At 70.3% G+C, this 15785-nt stretch carries 13 protein-coding genes; 9 read left to right on the top strand and 4 right to left on the bottom strand.

What is annotated here, in order from left to right:
* Positions 1 to 156: 156 nt before the first annotated feature.
* Positions 157 to 1056: a trypsin-like serine peptidase gene (locus tag F8566_RS40290; protein WP_151567943.1), complete on the bottom strand. Its 900-nt coding sequence runs from the start codon at positions 1054 to 1056 to the stop codon at positions 157 to 159.
* A gap of 62 nt (positions 1057 to 1118) precedes the next feature.
* Complete coding sequence (locus tag F8566_RS40285; protein ID WP_151567940.1) at positions 1119 to 2093, bottom strand: trypsin-like serine peptidase; 975 nt, start codon at positions 2091 to 2093, stop codon at positions 1119 to 1121.
* Between the two features lie 191 nt (positions 2094 to 2284).
* Between F8566_RS40285 and dxr the strand changes: the two genes are divergently transcribed.
* The 9 genes from dxr to F8566_RS40240 all read left to right on the top strand — a co-directional run bounded on the left by dxr (position 2285) and on the right by F8566_RS40240 (position 14522).
* Complete coding sequence (dxr, locus tag F8566_RS40280) at positions 2285 to 3490, top strand: 1-deoxy-D-xylulose-5-phosphate reductoisomerase (protein ID WP_151568146.1); 1206 nt, start codon at positions 2285 to 2287, stop codon at positions 3488 to 3490.
* A gap of 36 nt (positions 3491 to 3526) precedes the next feature.
* The gene (locus F8566_RS40275; protein ID WP_151567936.1) at positions 3527 to 4720 is read left to right on the top strand and encodes a M50 family metallopeptidase; all 1194 of its coding nucleotides are present in this window, start codon (positions 3527 to 3529) and stop codon (positions 4718 to 4720) included.
* Between the two features lie 131 nt (positions 4721 to 4851).
* Entirely contained in the window at positions 4852 to 6087 is a 1236-nt protein-coding gene (gene ispG / locus F8566_RS40270; RefSeq protein WP_151567933.1) for a flavodoxin-dependent (E)-4-hydroxy-3-methylbut-2-enyl-diphosphate synthase, read from the top strand.
* Positions 6088 to 6322: 235 nt separating this feature from the next.
* On the top strand, positions 6323 to 7933 hold the full coding sequence (locus F8566_RS40265) for an alpha/beta fold hydrolase (protein WP_225993947.1): 1611 nt from the start codon (positions 6323 to 6325) through the stop codon (positions 7931 to 7933).
* A 281-nt stretch (positions 7934 to 8214) separates the two neighbouring features.
* Positions 8215 to 9810 (top strand): alpha/beta hydrolase, encoded by a 1596-nt coding sequence (locus F8566_RS40260; protein ID WP_151567927.1) that lies wholly within the window; start codon positions 8215 to 8217, stop codon positions 9808 to 9810.
* Between the two features lie 144 nt (positions 9811 to 9954).
* Entirely contained in the window at positions 9955 to 11565 is a 1611-nt protein-coding gene (locus F8566_RS40255; RefSeq protein WP_225993946.1) for an alpha/beta hydrolase, read from the top strand.
* Positions 11566 to 11641: 76 nt separating this feature from the next.
* Positions 11642 to 12484: a GNAT family N-acetyltransferase gene (locus tag F8566_RS40250; RefSeq protein WP_151567925.1), complete on the top strand. Its 843-nt coding sequence runs from the start codon at positions 11642 to 11644 to the stop codon at positions 12482 to 12484.
* Between the two features lie 41 nt (positions 12485 to 12525).
* The gene (locus F8566_RS40245; RefSeq protein WP_151567921.1) at positions 12526 to 13437 is read left to right on the top strand and encodes a hypothetical protein; all 912 of its coding nucleotides are present in this window, start codon (positions 12526 to 12528) and stop codon (positions 13435 to 13437) included.
* Positions 13438 to 13613: 176 nt separating this feature from the next.
* A complete protein-coding gene (locus F8566_RS40240; protein WP_151567919.1) occupies positions 13614 to 14522 on the top strand; it encodes a hypothetical protein in 909 nt (302 codons plus the stop codon).
* A gap of 34 nt (positions 14523 to 14556) precedes the next feature.
* Here F8566_RS40240 and F8566_RS40235 read toward each other — a convergent pair whose 3' ends face one another.
* A complete protein-coding gene (locus F8566_RS40235; RefSeq protein ID WP_151567917.1) occupies positions 14557 to 14940 on the bottom strand; it encodes a DUF3037 domain-containing protein in 384 nt (127 codons plus the stop codon).
* Positions 14937 to 15764 carry a HipA family kinase gene (locus F8566_RS40230; RefSeq protein ID WP_151567915.1) on the bottom strand — a complete coding sequence of 276 codons (828 nt, stop codon included), beginning with the start codon at positions 15762 to 15764 and terminating at the stop codon, positions 14937 to 14939. The genes F8566_RS40235 and F8566_RS40230 overlap by 4 nt, the downstream gene beginning before the upstream one ends.
* Between the last annotated feature and the right edge of the window lie 21 nt (positions 15765 to 15785).

Genomic DNA, 15785 nt, shown 5'->3' with positions numbered 1-15785 from the left:
GCTCACCCCCCGTGACCGAAGCCTTCTTCCACGTACTTCCTTTATAGGAGGGCAACGGTGTTGAAGCTGTTACAGCAGATGCAAGGCCGGGCAAAGTCTGTGCGTGTCGCCGGCGACCTGGTGATCGATGGCCGATAGGGGCGTTCATGCAGGTCATCAGCTGTGCTGGGCGCGCTCGTAGATGCGCCGGACCGCCTCGCCGAACCTCGGGCCGTACATCGTGCCGCGGTCGTCGGCGAACTTGAAGCTGCTGACCGAGGTGACCACGCCGGTGCCGGTGGCAGGGTCGAAGCCGGACAGCCAGGGGCCTCCGCTGGCACCGCGCGTGAGGTCGCAGCGCAGGCCGTGGCCGGTGGTCTCCCCGCGGGGATCCTCCGCCGGGCGCCCGCCGCAGTACGCGAGACGTTCGCCGTCGTAGGCGCCGGTGGACGGGTAGCCGAACGCGAGGGTGCGGCGCCCGTCGGGGCCGCCGAACGCGATGCGCTGCCCGCCGGTGAGGTCGACGACGTGCCGGCCGCCCGAGGGTGCCACGGCCACCATCGCCACGTCGTAGTCGCCGTCCCCGCCCTGGGACCAGGGGTCGGGCGTGAACATGCGGCGCGCGGTGAAGCCGCCGTAGGGGCCGGTGCCGTCGCGGTATCCCGGCACGAAGATCCAGTTTTCCGCCCAGGCGCCCCGGCCCGCCTTGACGCAATGGCCCGCGGTGACCACCACGTCCCTGTTGGCGCTCCGGACCGTGCTGGCCGAGCACAGGAAGTCACGGCCGCCGCTGCTGAAGAAGACCTTGCCGGTGGTGCGGGCGACCTGCCCGTGCGACGTCCAGAGCGCGCCCGTGGTGGTGGTCCGGGGCGGAACGGAGCGGGCGGCGGTCGCCGTCATCCGCTCGGGGGTCCAGTAGCGGCGTACGTGCCGTTCGAGATCGGGGTCGAGCGGGACCTCGTGCGTCACCACCCGGACGGCGGCCGACGCACCGGCGTCGGCCGCCGAACCGGGCGGCACCGCGACGGTCGCGACGGCCGCGGTGGCGAGCAGGAACCCGGTCGAACGTGGTGCCATGCTCGCAGTGTCCAGCACTCACCGCGTACGGGCGACTACTTCGCGTGAAAATGTCGGCGGAGCTAGCTTCCCTGGGCCGTGTTGTAGAGGTTCTGGGCGTCGGCGCCGAAGTACGGCCCGAACATGTACGCGTTGAGGAACGGCAGGTTGTACTTGTAGCTGTTGACCGAGTTCTGGATCCCGGCGCCGGTGCTCTCGTTGAAGTTCAGGAACCAGGGGCCACCGCTCGACCCGCCGGTCATGTTGCACCGCAGCCCGATGGTGCTCTGGCCCAGGAAGTCGTTGATGGTCGTGCCGCTGCAGTAGATGAGGCGCGAGCCGTCGTACGGAGCGGCGGCGGGGTAGCCGAAGGAGTACATGGCCTGCCCGCGGGGCTGGTTGAACGCGATGCCCTGGGCGCCGACGACGTCGGTGAGCCGCTGCCCGTTCAGGGGGTTGACGACGGCGGCGCCGACGTCGTAGTTGAGGTCCTCGCTGGCGGTCCACTGCGGGGTGGCGAGCGTCCGGGCGGCCGACCAGGTGCCGTGCGGGGCGTTGCCGTTGTTGTAGCCCGGAACGAACACCCAGTTGGTGTGCCAGGCGCCCCCGAGCCTCACGCAGTGCCCGGCCGTGATGACGGTGCTCTTGTTGGCGCTGGTGACCGCGTCGCCGGAGCAGGAGGCGGTGCGGCCCTGGTAGGTGAAGAACACCCGGCCGCCGGTGCGCGTGATCGCGCCGCCGCCCGTCCAGGGGCTGCCGCCGTTCGGGATCGACTGGACGGAGACGGGCGGCAGGACCTTGGCCAGGCCGCGCCGCACTTCCTCGCGGGTGGTCCACTTCGGCTTGAACAGCTTCTCCATCGGGGTGGCGGACCGCATCCGCTGCGAGGTCCAGAAGCGCAGCACGCGCTGCTGGTCGGCGGCGGCCGTGGCCTGGGTGCGCACTGAGGGACCAGGAGGGGCGGCGGCGTGGGCGGGTGCCGCCAGGAGGGGGGTCACGAGCGCTGCGCTGCCGATCGTGGCGAGCGCCAGGGAGCGGAGAGGGGAGCTGCGCTTCATGTGGTCTCCGTTACGTCGAGGGGGCAGACGGTGACCGGAAGGTACTTTCACTCCATATGGCCCGGCTAGTGGCATAAGTGGACAAACAGTATGAGAAAGATTCGCATTTCTCCCCATTCCTGCATGTGGACGCTCTGTCGCCGGGCCACAGCGGAACGCGCTGGTCCGACATGGCCGAGAATGGTCTCGTGATGCGCTCCTCAGACGTGGTCGTGCTCGGTTCCACCGGCTCGATCGGCACCCAGGCCCTCGATGTGATCCGCCGCAACCCCGGCCGGTTCCGGGTCACCGGACTGGCCGCCGGAGGCGGCCGGGTCGATCTGCTCGCCGCCCAGGCCCTGGAGTTCGCCCCGGAGGTCGTCGCGGTCGCGAAGGCCTCCGCCGCCCAGGACCTGCAGCTGGCCTTCTATGCCGAGGCGCAGCGCCGCGGCTTCTCCACCGGCGGGTATGCGATCCCGAAGATCGTCGCCGGTCCGGAGGCGGTGGCCGAGGTCGCCGCGTGGCGGTGCGACGTGGTGCTGAACGGGGTGACCGGGGCGCTCGGCCTCGCCTCGACGCTCGCGGCGCTGGACGCCGGCAGCACCCTCGCCCTCGCCAACAAGGAGTCGCTCATCGTCGGCGGCCCCCTGGTGAAGAAACGCGCCCGGCCGAGCCAGATCGTGCCGGTCGACTCCGAGCATTCGGCGCTGGCCCAGTGCCTGCTGGGGGGCCGCGCCGAGGAGGTGCGGCGGCTGGTGCTGACCGCCAGCGGCGGCCCGTTCCGCGGCCGGAGCCGCGCCGAGCTCGCCGGCGTGACGCCCGAGGAGGCCATGAACCACCCGACCTGGGACATGGGCCCGGTCATCACGATCAACTCGGCGACCCTGGTCAACAAGGGCCTGGAGGTCATCGAGGCGCATCTGCTCTTCGACGTGCCCATGGACCGGATCGCGGTGATGGTGCACCCGCAGTCGGTGATCCACTCGATGGTCGAGTTCGTGGACGGCTCGACGCTCGCCCAGGCCAGCCCACCCGACATGCGGCTGCCGATCGCGCTCGGCCTGACGTGGCCTGAGCGTGTGCGCAACGCCGCGCCCGCCGTGGACTGGACCAAGGCCCACACCTGGGAGCTGTTCCCGCTGGACGACGAGGCGTTTCCCGCGGTGACGCTGGCACGCCTGGCGGGCGAGACGGGCGGCACCGCCCCCGCGGTCTACAACGCCGCCAATGAGGAGTGCGTGGAAGCCTTCCGCGCGGGACGGCTGCCCTTCCTGGGGATAGTCGACACCATCGCGCGGGTAGTGGATGAGCACGTCGTTCCGTCGGGCGAGCTGACGCTGGACGACGTGCTCGCGGCCGACGGGTGGGCGCGGGCAAGGACGCGAGAACTGACGCGGGAACTGACCGGACTCGACTGAACCCGGGGGAGCGCCCCCGGCAAAGGGGGCCCTCCGATGGCCTTTCTCCTCGGCGCCGTGGCGTTCGTCGTCGCGCTCCTGCTGTCGGTGATGCTGCACGAGGCCGGTCACCTGGTGCCCGCCAAGCGCTTCGGGATGAAGGCCTCGCAGTACTTCGTGGGCTTCGGGCCGACGCTGTGGTCGTTCCGCCGCGGGGAGACCGAGTACGGCGTCAAGGCCGTCCTGCTCGGCGGCTTCGTCAAGATCGTGGGCTATACGCCGCTGGAGGAGCTCGACCCCGCCGACGAGCCGCGCGCGTTCTACCGGCAGAAGGCCTCGCGCCGCTCGATCGTGATCGCGGGCGGCGTGGTCATGAACTTCCTGTTCGCGTTCGTGCTGCTCATGGCGATGGCCATGACGATCGGCATCCGGCAGCCGGGCACGGTCACCACGACCGTGGACGAGGTCAGCACATGCGTGCCGGCGGGCCTGACCGAGCCGTGCGGCGACGGCCGGCCGCAGTCCCCGGCCGCGGCGGCGGGCCTGCGCCCGGGCGACCGGGTCCTGTCGTTCAACGGCCGGCCGGTCGGCGACTGGACGGAGCTGCGCGACGCGATCGACGCGGCCCGGCCAGGCCAGACCGTGCCGGTCGTCGTCGAGCGCGGCGGGCGGCAGTCGACGTTGCAGGCCCGGTTGGCGGCGGTCAGAGGCGAGTCGTTCCTCGGCATGCAGGCCAGGGTCGTCGGCCAGGGGTACGACCGGACCGGCCCGATCGGCGCGGCGGTGTTCGCGGGACGCGGCATCGGCCAGACGGTCGCGGGCATCGGCCAGGTCGTCGTCGACCTGCCCGCCGCGATCCCCAAGCTGTTCTCTCCCGAGCGCGCGAGCACGCCCGGCGGCCAGGTCGGCAGCGTGGTGGGCGCGACCGATGTGTCGGGCCAGATCTTCTCGTCCGAGAGTTCGTGGCGCGACAAGGCGGCGCTCTATCTGTCCCTGGTCGTCTCGGTGAACATCTTCCTGGGAGCGCTCAACGTGCTGCCGCTGCTGCCGCTGGACGGCGGGCACCTGGCGGTCGTCGGGTACGAGCGGCTCCGCGCCTGGTACGCGCGGCGGCGCGGACGGCCCGATCCCGGCCTGGTCGACATGACCAAGCTGCTCCCGGTGACCTACCTGGCGGTCGTCCTGCTGATCGGCCTCGGCGTCCTGCTGATCCTCGCGGACATCGTCAATCCGCTGCGGTTGCCGCAGTGACCAGTGGGGTTGCCGCAACGGCATCCCATGGCTACAGATTGTGACGGAACGGTCACGTGATTTGTCCCACGTGTACGTCATGGCAGTGGTGTCGGCCGCCTAGGCTAGTGGGGGGTTAGCAGAGGAGAGGGATGAGCGTTTCACTCGGAATTCCGGTGGTCCGTGGCGACGGCGGCGAGCAGGGGGCGGCCCGGCAGGTGGCGCCTCGCCGCAAGTCCCGGCAGATCATGGTCGGCAGCGTGCCGGTGGGCGGGGACGCCCCGGTGTCGGTGCAGTCGATGACCACCACGCTCACGGCCGATGTCAACTCCACGCTGCAGCAGATCGCGGAGCTGACCGCGTCGGGCTGCCAGATCGTGCGGGTCGCGGTGCCCTCCCAGGACGACGCGGACGCGCTGCCGGCGATCGCGCGCAAGTCGCCGATCCCGGTGATCGCCGACATCCACTTCCAGCCCAAGTACGTGTTCGCGGCGATCGACGCGGGCTGTGCGGCGGTCCGGGTCAACCCGGGCAACATCAAGAAGTTCGACGACAAGGTCGGCGAGATCGCGCGCGCGGCCAAGGACGCCGGCGTGCCGATCCGGATCGGCGTCAACGCGGGCTCGCTGGACAAGCGGCTGCTGGAGAAGCACGGCAAGGCCACGCCCGAGGCGATGGTGGAGTCGGCGCTGTGGGAGTGCTCGCTTTTTGAGGAGCACGACTTCCGCGACATCAAGATCTCGGTGAAGCACAACGACCCGGTGGTGATGATCGAGGCGTACCGGCAGCTGGCCGCGGCCTGCGACTACCCGCTGCACCTGGGTGTCACCGAGGCCGGTCCGGCCTTCCAGGGCACCATCAAGTCGGCGGTGGCGTTCGGTGCGCTGCTGTCGCAGGGCATCGGCGACACGATCCGGGTGTCGCTGTCGGCGCCGCCGGTGGAGGAGGTCAAGGTCGGCTCCCAGATCCTGGAGTCGCTGGGCCTCAAGCAGCGCGGTCTGGAGATCGTGTCCTGCCCGTCGTGTGGCCGCGCGCAGGTGGACGTCTACACGCTGGCCGAGCAGGTCACCGCGGGGTTGAAGGGTTTCCCGGTGCCGCTGCGGGTCGCGGTCATGGGCTGTGTGGTGAACGGCCCGGGCGAGGCGCGCGAGGCCGACCTCGGCGTGGCCTCGGGCAACGGCAAGGGCCAGATCTTCGTCAAGGGCGAGGTCATCAAGACCGTGCCGGAGTCGCAGATCGTCGAGACCCTCATCGAGGAGGCGATGCGCATCGCCGAGGAGATGGGCCTCCAGATCGACGAGGACGGCACCGTGACCGCTGAGGACGGCACTGTGATCGCTGGAGGCGGCACGGCCGGCGGGCCCGGTGCGGAGGTCGTCGTCGGCTGACAGCTGATCGATCAGGGCCCACGGGATGATCCCGTGGGCCCTTTTCGTTCTGCCCGAAGCAGGGGTGTCCGCAAAGTCGTAATTCCCAGATTCATGGTGAATCGCTCAAACTTGTCACGATTCTGCAACCACTCTCCCTCTTCCCTCGCCTCACAGGTGTCCCAATCGCCAGGATCTTCCCGTTATGCCGCATGCCGGGCTCACCGACGAGCCCGCGCGGAAGAAGGGGACCTCCGTGAGGAAACTCGTAGTGATCACCGCTGCGGCCGCGGGCGTCGGGCTCGTTGGGACCGCGGTGGCCGCCACGGCGGGGACATCGGCTCCGAGCCCGAACGCGACGCAGGTCGCGGCGGCGGCAGGACGCATCGCCTGGAAGCCGTGCCCGGCCAAGGACCCTGTCCTCGGCGAGCTGCTCAAGGGACTCGAATGCGGCTCGTTGCAGGTGCCGCTGGACTACGCCCGCCCGAAGGGCAAGAAGATCAGGCTTGCGCTGACCCGGGCGAAGGCGACCGACACCAAGAACTACCAGGGCATCGCGCTGCTCAACCGTGGCGGCCCCGGCGGTTACGGCCGTGACCTGCCCACCCGCTTCGCCACCGGCAGCAACGGCCTCCCGAAGACGATCGGCGCGCAGTACGACTGGATCGGCTTCGACCCGCGCGGCGTCGCGGGCAGCGAGCCGAAGCTGTCCTGCGCCCCGAGCTACCTCTACCCGGGCAAGGCGCGCCCCGACTACGTGGTGCGCACCGCCGCCCAGGAGCGCGTCTGGCTCAAGCGCGCCAAGGCGTACGCGGCCAGCTGCGGCAAGAAGTACGGCGCCACGCTCAAGCACATCAACACCAAGAACGTCGCCCGCGACATGGACGCCATCCGCGCGGCGCTCGGCAAGAAGCAGACGAACTACTTCGGCTACTCCTACGGCACCTACCTCGGCTCGGTCTACGCCTCGATGTACCCCCACCGGGTGCGCCGCATGGTGCTCGACAGCGTGGTGCGGCCGAGCCGTGTCTGGTACGAGGCCAACCTCGACCAGAACGTGGCGTTCGAGAAGCGCGCCCAGATCTTCTTCGCCTGGATCGCCAAGTACGACTCGGTCTACCACCTGGGCAAGACGAAGAAGGCGGTCGAGGCCAACTACTACAAGGGCCGCGCCAAGGTGAAGAAGAAGCCGATCGACGGCAAGATCGGCCCGTCCGAGTACGACGACATCTTCCTGCCCAGCGGCTACCGCAACTACTACTGGGTGGACCACGCCAAGGTCATCGCGGACTGGGTGCTGCGCAACGACCCGAAGGGCCTCCGGGAGAACTTCGCCGAGCCGGCCTGGCTGGACCAGAACGGCTACGCGATCTACCTGGCGGTGGAGAGCCGTGACGCCCCCTGGCCGCGCAACTGGAAGCGCTGGCACAACGACCACGCGCGCCAGTACCGGCAGGGCGCTAAGTTCCTGACCTGGGGCAACGCCTGGTACAACGCCCCGGCCGCGTTCTGGGCCGTGCCCGGAGCCAAGCCGCAGAAGATCGGTGCGAAGGCGCCGAAGATCCTGGTCACGCAGCCGCAGAACGACGCGGCCACCCCGACGCCCGGCGCGTTCGAAGTGCACCGGCTGTTCCCGAACTCCCGGCTCGTGCTGGAGCTCGGCGGCAACAACCACGGCACCGCGCTCACGCCGAACGCCAACCAGTGCATGAACGACTGGGTGTCGAAGTACCTCGCGACCGGCGCGCTGCCCGGCTCCAAGAAGGGCGCGGACGCGACCTGCAAGGCCAACCCGGCGCCGAACCCGACGGCCGCCACGGTCAAGTCGGCTCCCGCGGACGACCCGGTCGCACCGATCCGCCGATAGCAGGTCCGTTCGGCCGGTGGGACGGCCATCCGGCTGGTGACCGGCCATCCGACCAGGGCCCCCGCCCGCGCGCGCCGCGCGGACGGGGGCTCTTTTCGGGCTAAAAGTCACGATTCGGCATCCTCGCCCAGGAACCTCTGTCGTCAGATCCGCCTCAACCGCCACAATCTCCACCTGTTGCACATAAATCATCTCGTCACCGGCAAAGCTCCCGCTTCCCGCGCTCGCGCTCTCGTGTTGTCGCTGCGGCGTGACGGCTCGCCGGTGATCAAGGGGGTTCAGTGAAGAGGCTCGTACTCATCACGGCTGCCACGGCCCTGGGGGTGGGCGGCACCGCCGTCGCCGTCACGGCGGGCACCGGTGGCACCGCGCGGAGCGCCGCGCCCGTCGCGGCCGCGACGGCCGGCAAGGGCATCGCCTGGGGGGCCTGCACCGGCTCGCTGGCCGGCAAGGCCGAGTGCGCCCAGGTCCAGGTACCGCTGGACTACCGCAAGCCCAAGGGCAAGAAGATCTCCATCGCGGTCTCACGCGTGAAGCACACCGACACCAAGAACTACCAGGGTGTGCTCTTTGTGAACCCGGGCGGCCCGGGCGGCTCCGGCCTCGCCTACTCGGATGGTCTGAAGCGCTGGCTCGGCGGCGTCGGCCACGCGAACGTCGCGGCCAAGTACGACATCATCGGGTTCGATCCGCGCGGCGTCGGCTCCAGCAAGCCCGCGCTGACCTGCGACCCGAACTTCTCCAACCCGATCCGCCCGGACTACGTCCCGCGGAACGCCAAGGAGGAGCGCGCCTGGATCGCCAAGTCGCGCAAGTACGCCGCCGACTGCAAGAAGAAGTTCGGCTGGCTGCTGCCGCACATGCGCACCACCAACGCGGCGCACGACGTCAACGCGATCCGCGCGGCGCTCGGCGCCCCGAAGATCAGCTGGTACGGCTTCTCGTACGGCACCTACTACGGCGCCACGTACGCCACGCTGTTCCCCAAGCGCGTGAAGCGCATGGTCCTCGACGGCAACGTCAACCCGAAGACCGTGTGGTACGACGCGCAGCTGGAGCAGAACAAGGCCTTCGAGCGGAACATCAAGCTGTGGTTCCGCTGGACCGCCAAGTACGACTCGATCTACAAGCTGGGCAAGACCCAGAAGGCCGTCGAGGCGCGCTACTACAAGCTGCGTGCGGCGGCCAAGAAGGCGCCGATCGGCGGCAAGATCGGCCCGTCCGAGCTTGACGACATCGTGCTGAGCGCCGGGTACAACACCGGCTACTACATCCCGTTCGCGCAGGCGCTGTCCGCGTGGGCCGTGAACAAGGACCCGAAGCCGCTGCTGGAGTGGCTGAACCCCGGCGGTGACGACAACGGCTTCGCCGTCTACAACGCCGTCCAGGGTGCGGACGCCAAGTGGCCGCGGAACTGGAGCAAGTGGCACAAGGACGCGGTCCGGCTCTACAAGCAGGGCTACCGCTTCAACACCTGGAGCAACGTCTGGTTCAACGCTCCGGTCGCGTTCTGGCCGGTCAAGGGCGGCCCCGCCCTCAAGCTGAAGAGCAACAAGGCGCTGCCCGGCATCCTGATGGTGCAGTCCGAGCTCGACGGTGCGACCCCGGTCGCCGGCGGGTACGCCCTGCACAAGGTGTTCCCCTCCTCCCGGCTGGTCCTGGAGCTCGGCGGCAAGACCCACTCCAACACGCTCAACGGCAACAAGTGCCTGGACGACCGGGTCGCGGCGTACCTCGACACGGGCAAGCTGCCCAAGAGCCGTCGCGGTGCCGACGCCCACTGCAAGGCGGTCCCGGCGCTGAACGACCCCAACCCGAACACGGCGAAGGCCGCCTCGGGCACCGCGGGCAAGGACCTTCCGGTCGGCCGCCCGTAACGCACGACGCACGAACGCACGAATTCACGAACGCCCGGCTGAGGACCTCCCTGGTTTCCAGGGAGGTCCTCCCGTTTCCGGGCGGAATCGCGGTATGTACGTGGGTGCGGTTCCTCCGCGATCGTCGCCAGTAGAACTCTTGGGGTGCGCAACGTTGTCGCCGGAGCGGCCACGGCCGCCGTGGCCATTGGAACCTTGACCGGACCTCTCACCTCGCGGGCCGCCGCAGACCTGGCCCCCGACACGGCCGCCGATGCGGCCGCAAGCATGGTCGCCAGGATCAAGTGGAAACCCTGCCCGAAGTCCGATCCGGTGGAGAAGGACCGGCTCAAGGGGCTGCAGTGCGGCAAGCTCGCCGTCCCGCTCGACCATGACCGCCCGGACGGACACAAGATCACCCTCGCGCTGACCCGCGCGCGGCACACGGCCCGGAAGTTCCAGGGCGTGATGTTGCTCAACCGCGGCGGGCCCGGCGCGCACGGCCGTGACATGGCCGCCGTGCTTCCCGACGGGCTGCCCAAGAAGGTCGCCGCGGCGTACGACTGGATCGGCTTCGACCCGCGCGGCGTCGGGGCCAGCAAGCCCGCCATGGTGTGCGACAAGACCTACCAGAACCCGGGCCGCCCGCGACCGGACACCGTCCCGGCCTCGGTGGCCGCCGAGAGGGCATGGATCGCGCGGGCACGGGCCTACGCCGCCGACTGCGCGGCCAAGTACGGCTCACTTCTCCCGCACATGGGGACGGTGAGCTCGGCGCGCGACCTGGAGGCCATCCGGGTCGCGCTCGGCCAGCGCCAGGTCAACTACTTCGGCTACTCGTACGGCTCGTACCTCGGCGCGGTGTACGCCACCATGTTCCCCGGCCGTGTCCGGCGGATGGTGCTCGACAGCGTCGTCCGTCCCAGCGGTGTCTGGTACGACAACAACCTCGACCAGAACGTGGCGTTCGAGAAGCGCATCCGGGTCTTCTACGCCTGGATCGCGCGGCATCACGAGACGTACCGGCTGGGCCGGAGCGCCACGAAGGTGGCCGCCGCCTACGCCAAGGCCCGGCGGAGGCTCACGGTCAAGCCCGCGGGCGGCCGGGTGGGCCCCACCGAGCTGGACGACATCTTCCTCGCCAGCGGGTACGGGCAGCAGAGCTGGCCCATGAACGCACGCCTGCTGTCGGCGCTGATCGTGAAGCGTGACCCGCGGCCGCTCGCCAAGGCCTGGCAAGCCCCGGGATGGCTCGACCAGAACAACTACGCGGTCTACACCGCCGTGCAGTGCCGGGACGCCGCCTGGCCGCGCGACTGGGCCCGGTGGCACCGCGACAACTGGCATCTCTATCGTTCGGGCTACCGTTTCGAGACCTGGGGCAACGCCTGGTACAACGCACCCTGCGCGTTCTGGGCGCATCACGGCGGACCGGCACCGCAGGTCAGCGGGCGCCCGGACCTGCCGATGCTGCTCGTCCAGGGCACCGAGGACGCCGCCACGCCCTATCGCGGCGCGCTGGAAATGCACCGGCGCTTCCCAGGATCCCGGCTGCTCGTTCAGGCCGGCGGAGGCGATCACGGGGTGGCGCTGACCGGCGACCGCTGTATCGACAAGGCCGTCGCGGTCTACCTGGGGAACGGTTCGCTGCCCGCCCACCGGCCAGGCCCGGACGCCGCCTGTCCCGCCGGGAAGCCGCCCGAACCGGGTCCCCGGGCCGAGCGGCACCCGCTGAAGAGGGAGCCGGTGGATACGCACAGGCGGCAGACGTCATAGTCTTGTTGGCGTGGTGCTGACAGTGGAGAGGCCGCACCGGCCCCTGCCCCGGTTCGGGAGCCGGTAAGCCGTGCGGATGCTGGGATCGCTGCCGGTGCGGGTCTTGGACGACCGGCACCGGGACGAGGTCTTGGCGATCCTCGACGCCGATCCGGTGGCGAACGTCTTCGTCAGCTCGCGCGTGCACGCGGTGGGGCTCGACCCCGGCCGTCTCGGCGCCCAGATGTGGGGCTACATGCGTGACGGCCGGCTGGCCTCGCTCTGCTACGCCGGCGCCAACCTGATCCCGGTCGCCGCCGACTCCCGGGCCGTCCGTGCCTTCGCCGAACGCGCGCAGGCACAGGGGCGGCGGTGCTCGTCGATCGTCGGGTCCAAGAGCGCGGTGGGCGAGTTCTGGGAGATCCTTGAGCCCTACTGGGGGCCCGCCCGCGCGGTCCGGTCGACCCAGCCCGTCATGGCCACGTCGGCGATGCCGCCGGTGGTCGCCGACCGGCATGTACGGCGGGTCCGCATGGAAGAGTTCGACGTGGTCTATCCGGCGTGCGTGGCGATGTTCACCGAGGAGGTCGGCGTCTCGCCCAACGCCGGTGACGGCGGCGTGCTCTACCGCGCCCGGGTGGCCGAGCTCATCCGCGCCGGGCGCGCCTTCGCCCGCATCGACGACGGCCGGGTGCTCTTCAAGGCCGAGGTCGGCGCCGTCACCCCGTACGCCTGCCAGGTGCAGGGCGTCTGGGTGCCGCCGGACCTGCGCGGGCAGGGCCTGTCGGTGGCGGGGATGGCGGCGCTGGTCGAGGAGTCGCTGCGGTCCATCGCGCCGACCGTCTCGCTGTACGTCAACGACTTCAACGTGCGGGCGCGCGCCACGTACCGGCGGGTCGGCTTCGCCGAGACCGATACGTTCATGTCCATACTTTTCTAGACATTTCAGGCAACTTCGCCAGAGCAGGTACCATCCGGGCCGTGGAGTTCGCCGGTGCGCTGCGACAGGCCGTCCAGGCGAGCGGCCTGACCCTGGAGCGGATCCGTCACCGGCTCGGCCAGCGCGGCCTGCCGGTGAGCGTGGCCACGCTCAGCTACTGGCAGCGCGGACGCAGCCGACCGCGATCCCGCGCGGTCGTGGCCGCGCTGGAGGAGATCCTCGCGGTGCCCGCCGGCTCGCTCACCGGGCTTCTGGAGGCGGCCGACCACGGCGCCCACCCCGTGCGCCATGGCGGCGGCGGTGCAGGCCGCGCCGGCGCGGGACGGCTCGAACGCGGCCGTGCCGCCGGCGACCTGTGGCCGGATCCGGAGCGCTACGCCCGGGTCGTCGGCCAGCTCGACCGGTCCGGAGACCACCGGCTCGAACGGCTGAGCACGCACGACGTCTACCGTCTCGACGCCGACCGGCGGCCCGGGAAACTGTCGGTCCGCACGGTCCTGCGGGCCGCGGGTGACGACGTCGACCGGGTCGTGTGCGTGCATCCGGCGGGGGAGGGGCAGCCGGAGGCCGAGCTGACCGGGCTCCGCTACTGCCGGCCGGGACGGGTGCGGGCCGAGGAGGGGCTGCTGGCGTTCGAGCTCGTCTTCGACCGGGTGCTCGCGGCGGGCGACACCGCCGTCGTGGAGTACGAGCTGGACCTCCGGGCGAGCCCCGGGACGGGCCAGGCCGACGAATACGCCCGGCGGTTCGCCCGGCCGATCCGCGATTACCTGGCCGTGGTGCAGTTTCATGAGGAAATGTTTCCCGCGCGTTGCTACGGGTTCTCCGGGGAATCCGCGCACGCCCCGCGGGAACGGATCGGCGAACTGTGGATCGGCACGTCCGGCAGCGCACATATGGCGGCGGGAGACGTGCGTTTCGGCATCCTGGGCCTCGAATGGGAATGGGACTGAGCCCGGGTGCCCTTTGGCAAGATCTCCCCTGATCACGGCCACCCGGCGTCGTTGTTTGTGTACTTTTACGCTTGGCAGCACGATCCCTGGGTCTTACAGTGAGCGCTGGTATAGCAAGTGCTGTTGTCAAGGCCGAGGGCGGGGGCCGGCCCAAGCCCTTCCGGAGGCCGATAGCGGTGCAGACAGTCACGGAGGAAGACCTCCTCCAAATGCTGCAGTACGGCCCCTTCAACGTGGCCCTGCATGCGGCGATCCAAGCACGCGGGCTGAGTCTGGAATCCCTGCGGCGACGACTCGACCAGCAGGGCATCGCGGTCAGTCTCTCTACCCTGAGCTACTGGCAGCGGGGCCGGACACGTCCCGAACGAGCCGACTCACTCCGCGCGGTACGCGGTCTCGAGGTCATCCTCGAACTGCCCCGCCACTCACTCCTGACCCTTCTCAAACCGTCCGGCGAACGGGCGGCCGGACCGTGGCTGCCGGTGGAGGAGCTCTGTCCCGAACCCGGCGTCCGCGACCTCATCGCCGAGATCGGTGAACGCGGCGAACGCCAGCTGACCGGCCTCAGCCTGCACGACCTGAACGTCGTCGGGCGCGGCCGTGAGCTTCGCGAGGTCCGTACCCGTGCGGTCTTCCAGGCGCAGCAGCGCGGGGTCGACCGCTGGATCGCCGTCTACCACCACCCGCATCGCGTCCTCCCGTCCTCCCGGACGGCACGCGGATGCCGGTTCGGGCGGGTCCGGGTGGACGAGGGGAGTGGGCTGATCGCCGCTGAGCTCCTGTTCGACCGGGCGCTCGCCCGCGGCGAGACCTACCTGCTGGAGTACGGCTTCGGGTTCGACGAGCCCGGGCCGGTCGTGACCGAGGAGGGCCGCGGCTTCCGCACCCCCCAGCACGAGTACCTGATCGAGGTGAGGTTCCACCCGGCATCGCTCCCGGCCCGCTGCTACCGCACCTGGCGGCCGGACGCGCAGACCGCCCTGAAAGACCTGACCGACCTGAGGATGTCGAGCTACCACAGCGTGCACTTCATCGACTTCGGCATGGCCACCGGATATCACGGCATGCGCTGGGAGTGGGATTAGCCGGACTTGGCTCTCGGATTAGCTCTGCCGGTCGCTAGGTGACGAGGAGCCCGAGGAGGCGGTCCAGCTCGGCTGCTGGGTCGGTGGTCAGGCCGGCGTGCACGGGGCCGGGCTGGACGATCGTGCTGCGCGGCGCCGTCAGCCAGCGGAAGCGGGCGCCGGGCGGCTCGTCCGCGGCCTGCCCGGCCCGGTCGCCGCCGCAGCAGAGGGCGTCGACCGCCTTCAGCGCGTGGCGGACGCCGTCGAGGTCGAGGGCGGGGTCCAGCGCGCGCAGGCGTGCCTCGTCGAGGTGGGTGCGGCAGTCGAGGTAGTCCAGCGCGCGGCAGTAGACGATGACGCCCACGTTCATGAGCTCGCCGCGTTCGACGCGGGGGATCACGCGCAGCGCCGCGTACTCGAAGACGGTCTTATCGCTCATGCGGGACCGCCCAGCCAGCCCGGGCGGTTCTCCCCGCGCCGGGAGGCGGTGTCGGCTTTGGCGCCGCTGAGGTCGAGGGAGGGCAGCCAGTCACGCGGCTTGCCTACCCGCGTGAGCAGGATGTCCACATATGCGGCGCGAACGTCGTGGGCGGTGGCGAAGCCCGGCTCGTTCTCCAGCCAGCGGTCGGGCACGAGTGCCGCGACCTCGTGGAGGAGGTCCTCGGTGATCTTCGGGGCGAGCTCGGCCTCGGCGCCGGGCAGGTCGTCCGCGAACGGGGTGAGCACGTGGTCGTCCACGTCGTAGGGGCCGGTGAACAGGCGGGCCGCGTTGGCCCAGGCGTGGTGGAAGATGAGGCTCGCGCCGTGGTCGATCAGCCACACGTCGCCGTGCCACACCAGCATGTTGGGGTTGCGCCAGCTGCGGTCGACGTTGCCGATGAACGCGTCGAACCACACCACGCGCGACGCCCACGAGCGGTCCGGCTTCCAGCCCAGCGGGTCGAAGCCGAGCGAGCCCGGCAGGAAGTCGACGCCGAGGTTCCAGCCGGTGCTGGCCTTGAGCAGGTCCTGCACGTCGGGGTCCGGCTCGTGCCGCCCGATCACCGGATCGAGGTCGATGATCATCTGCTCGGGCACGCGCAGCCCGAGGCGGCGGGCCAGCTCGCCCGCGATGACCTCGGCGATCAGCGCCTTGCGGCCCTGCCCGGCGCCGTGGAACTTCATGACGTACGTGCCCAGGTCGTCGGCCTCGACGACCCCCGGCAGCGACCCGCCTTCGCGCAGCGGGGTCACGTACCGGATGGCGGTGACGAGAGGCAACACGCCGATCACGCTATCGGGTGG

Origin of the sequence: Actinomadura rudentiformis (genome assembly GCF_008923185.1) — a bacterium.
Classification (GTDB): Bacteria; Actinomycetota; Actinomycetes; order Streptosporangiales; family Streptosporangiaceae; genus Spirillospora; species Spirillospora rudentiformis.
This window is presented reverse-complemented; position numbering and strand designations above follow the sequence as displayed.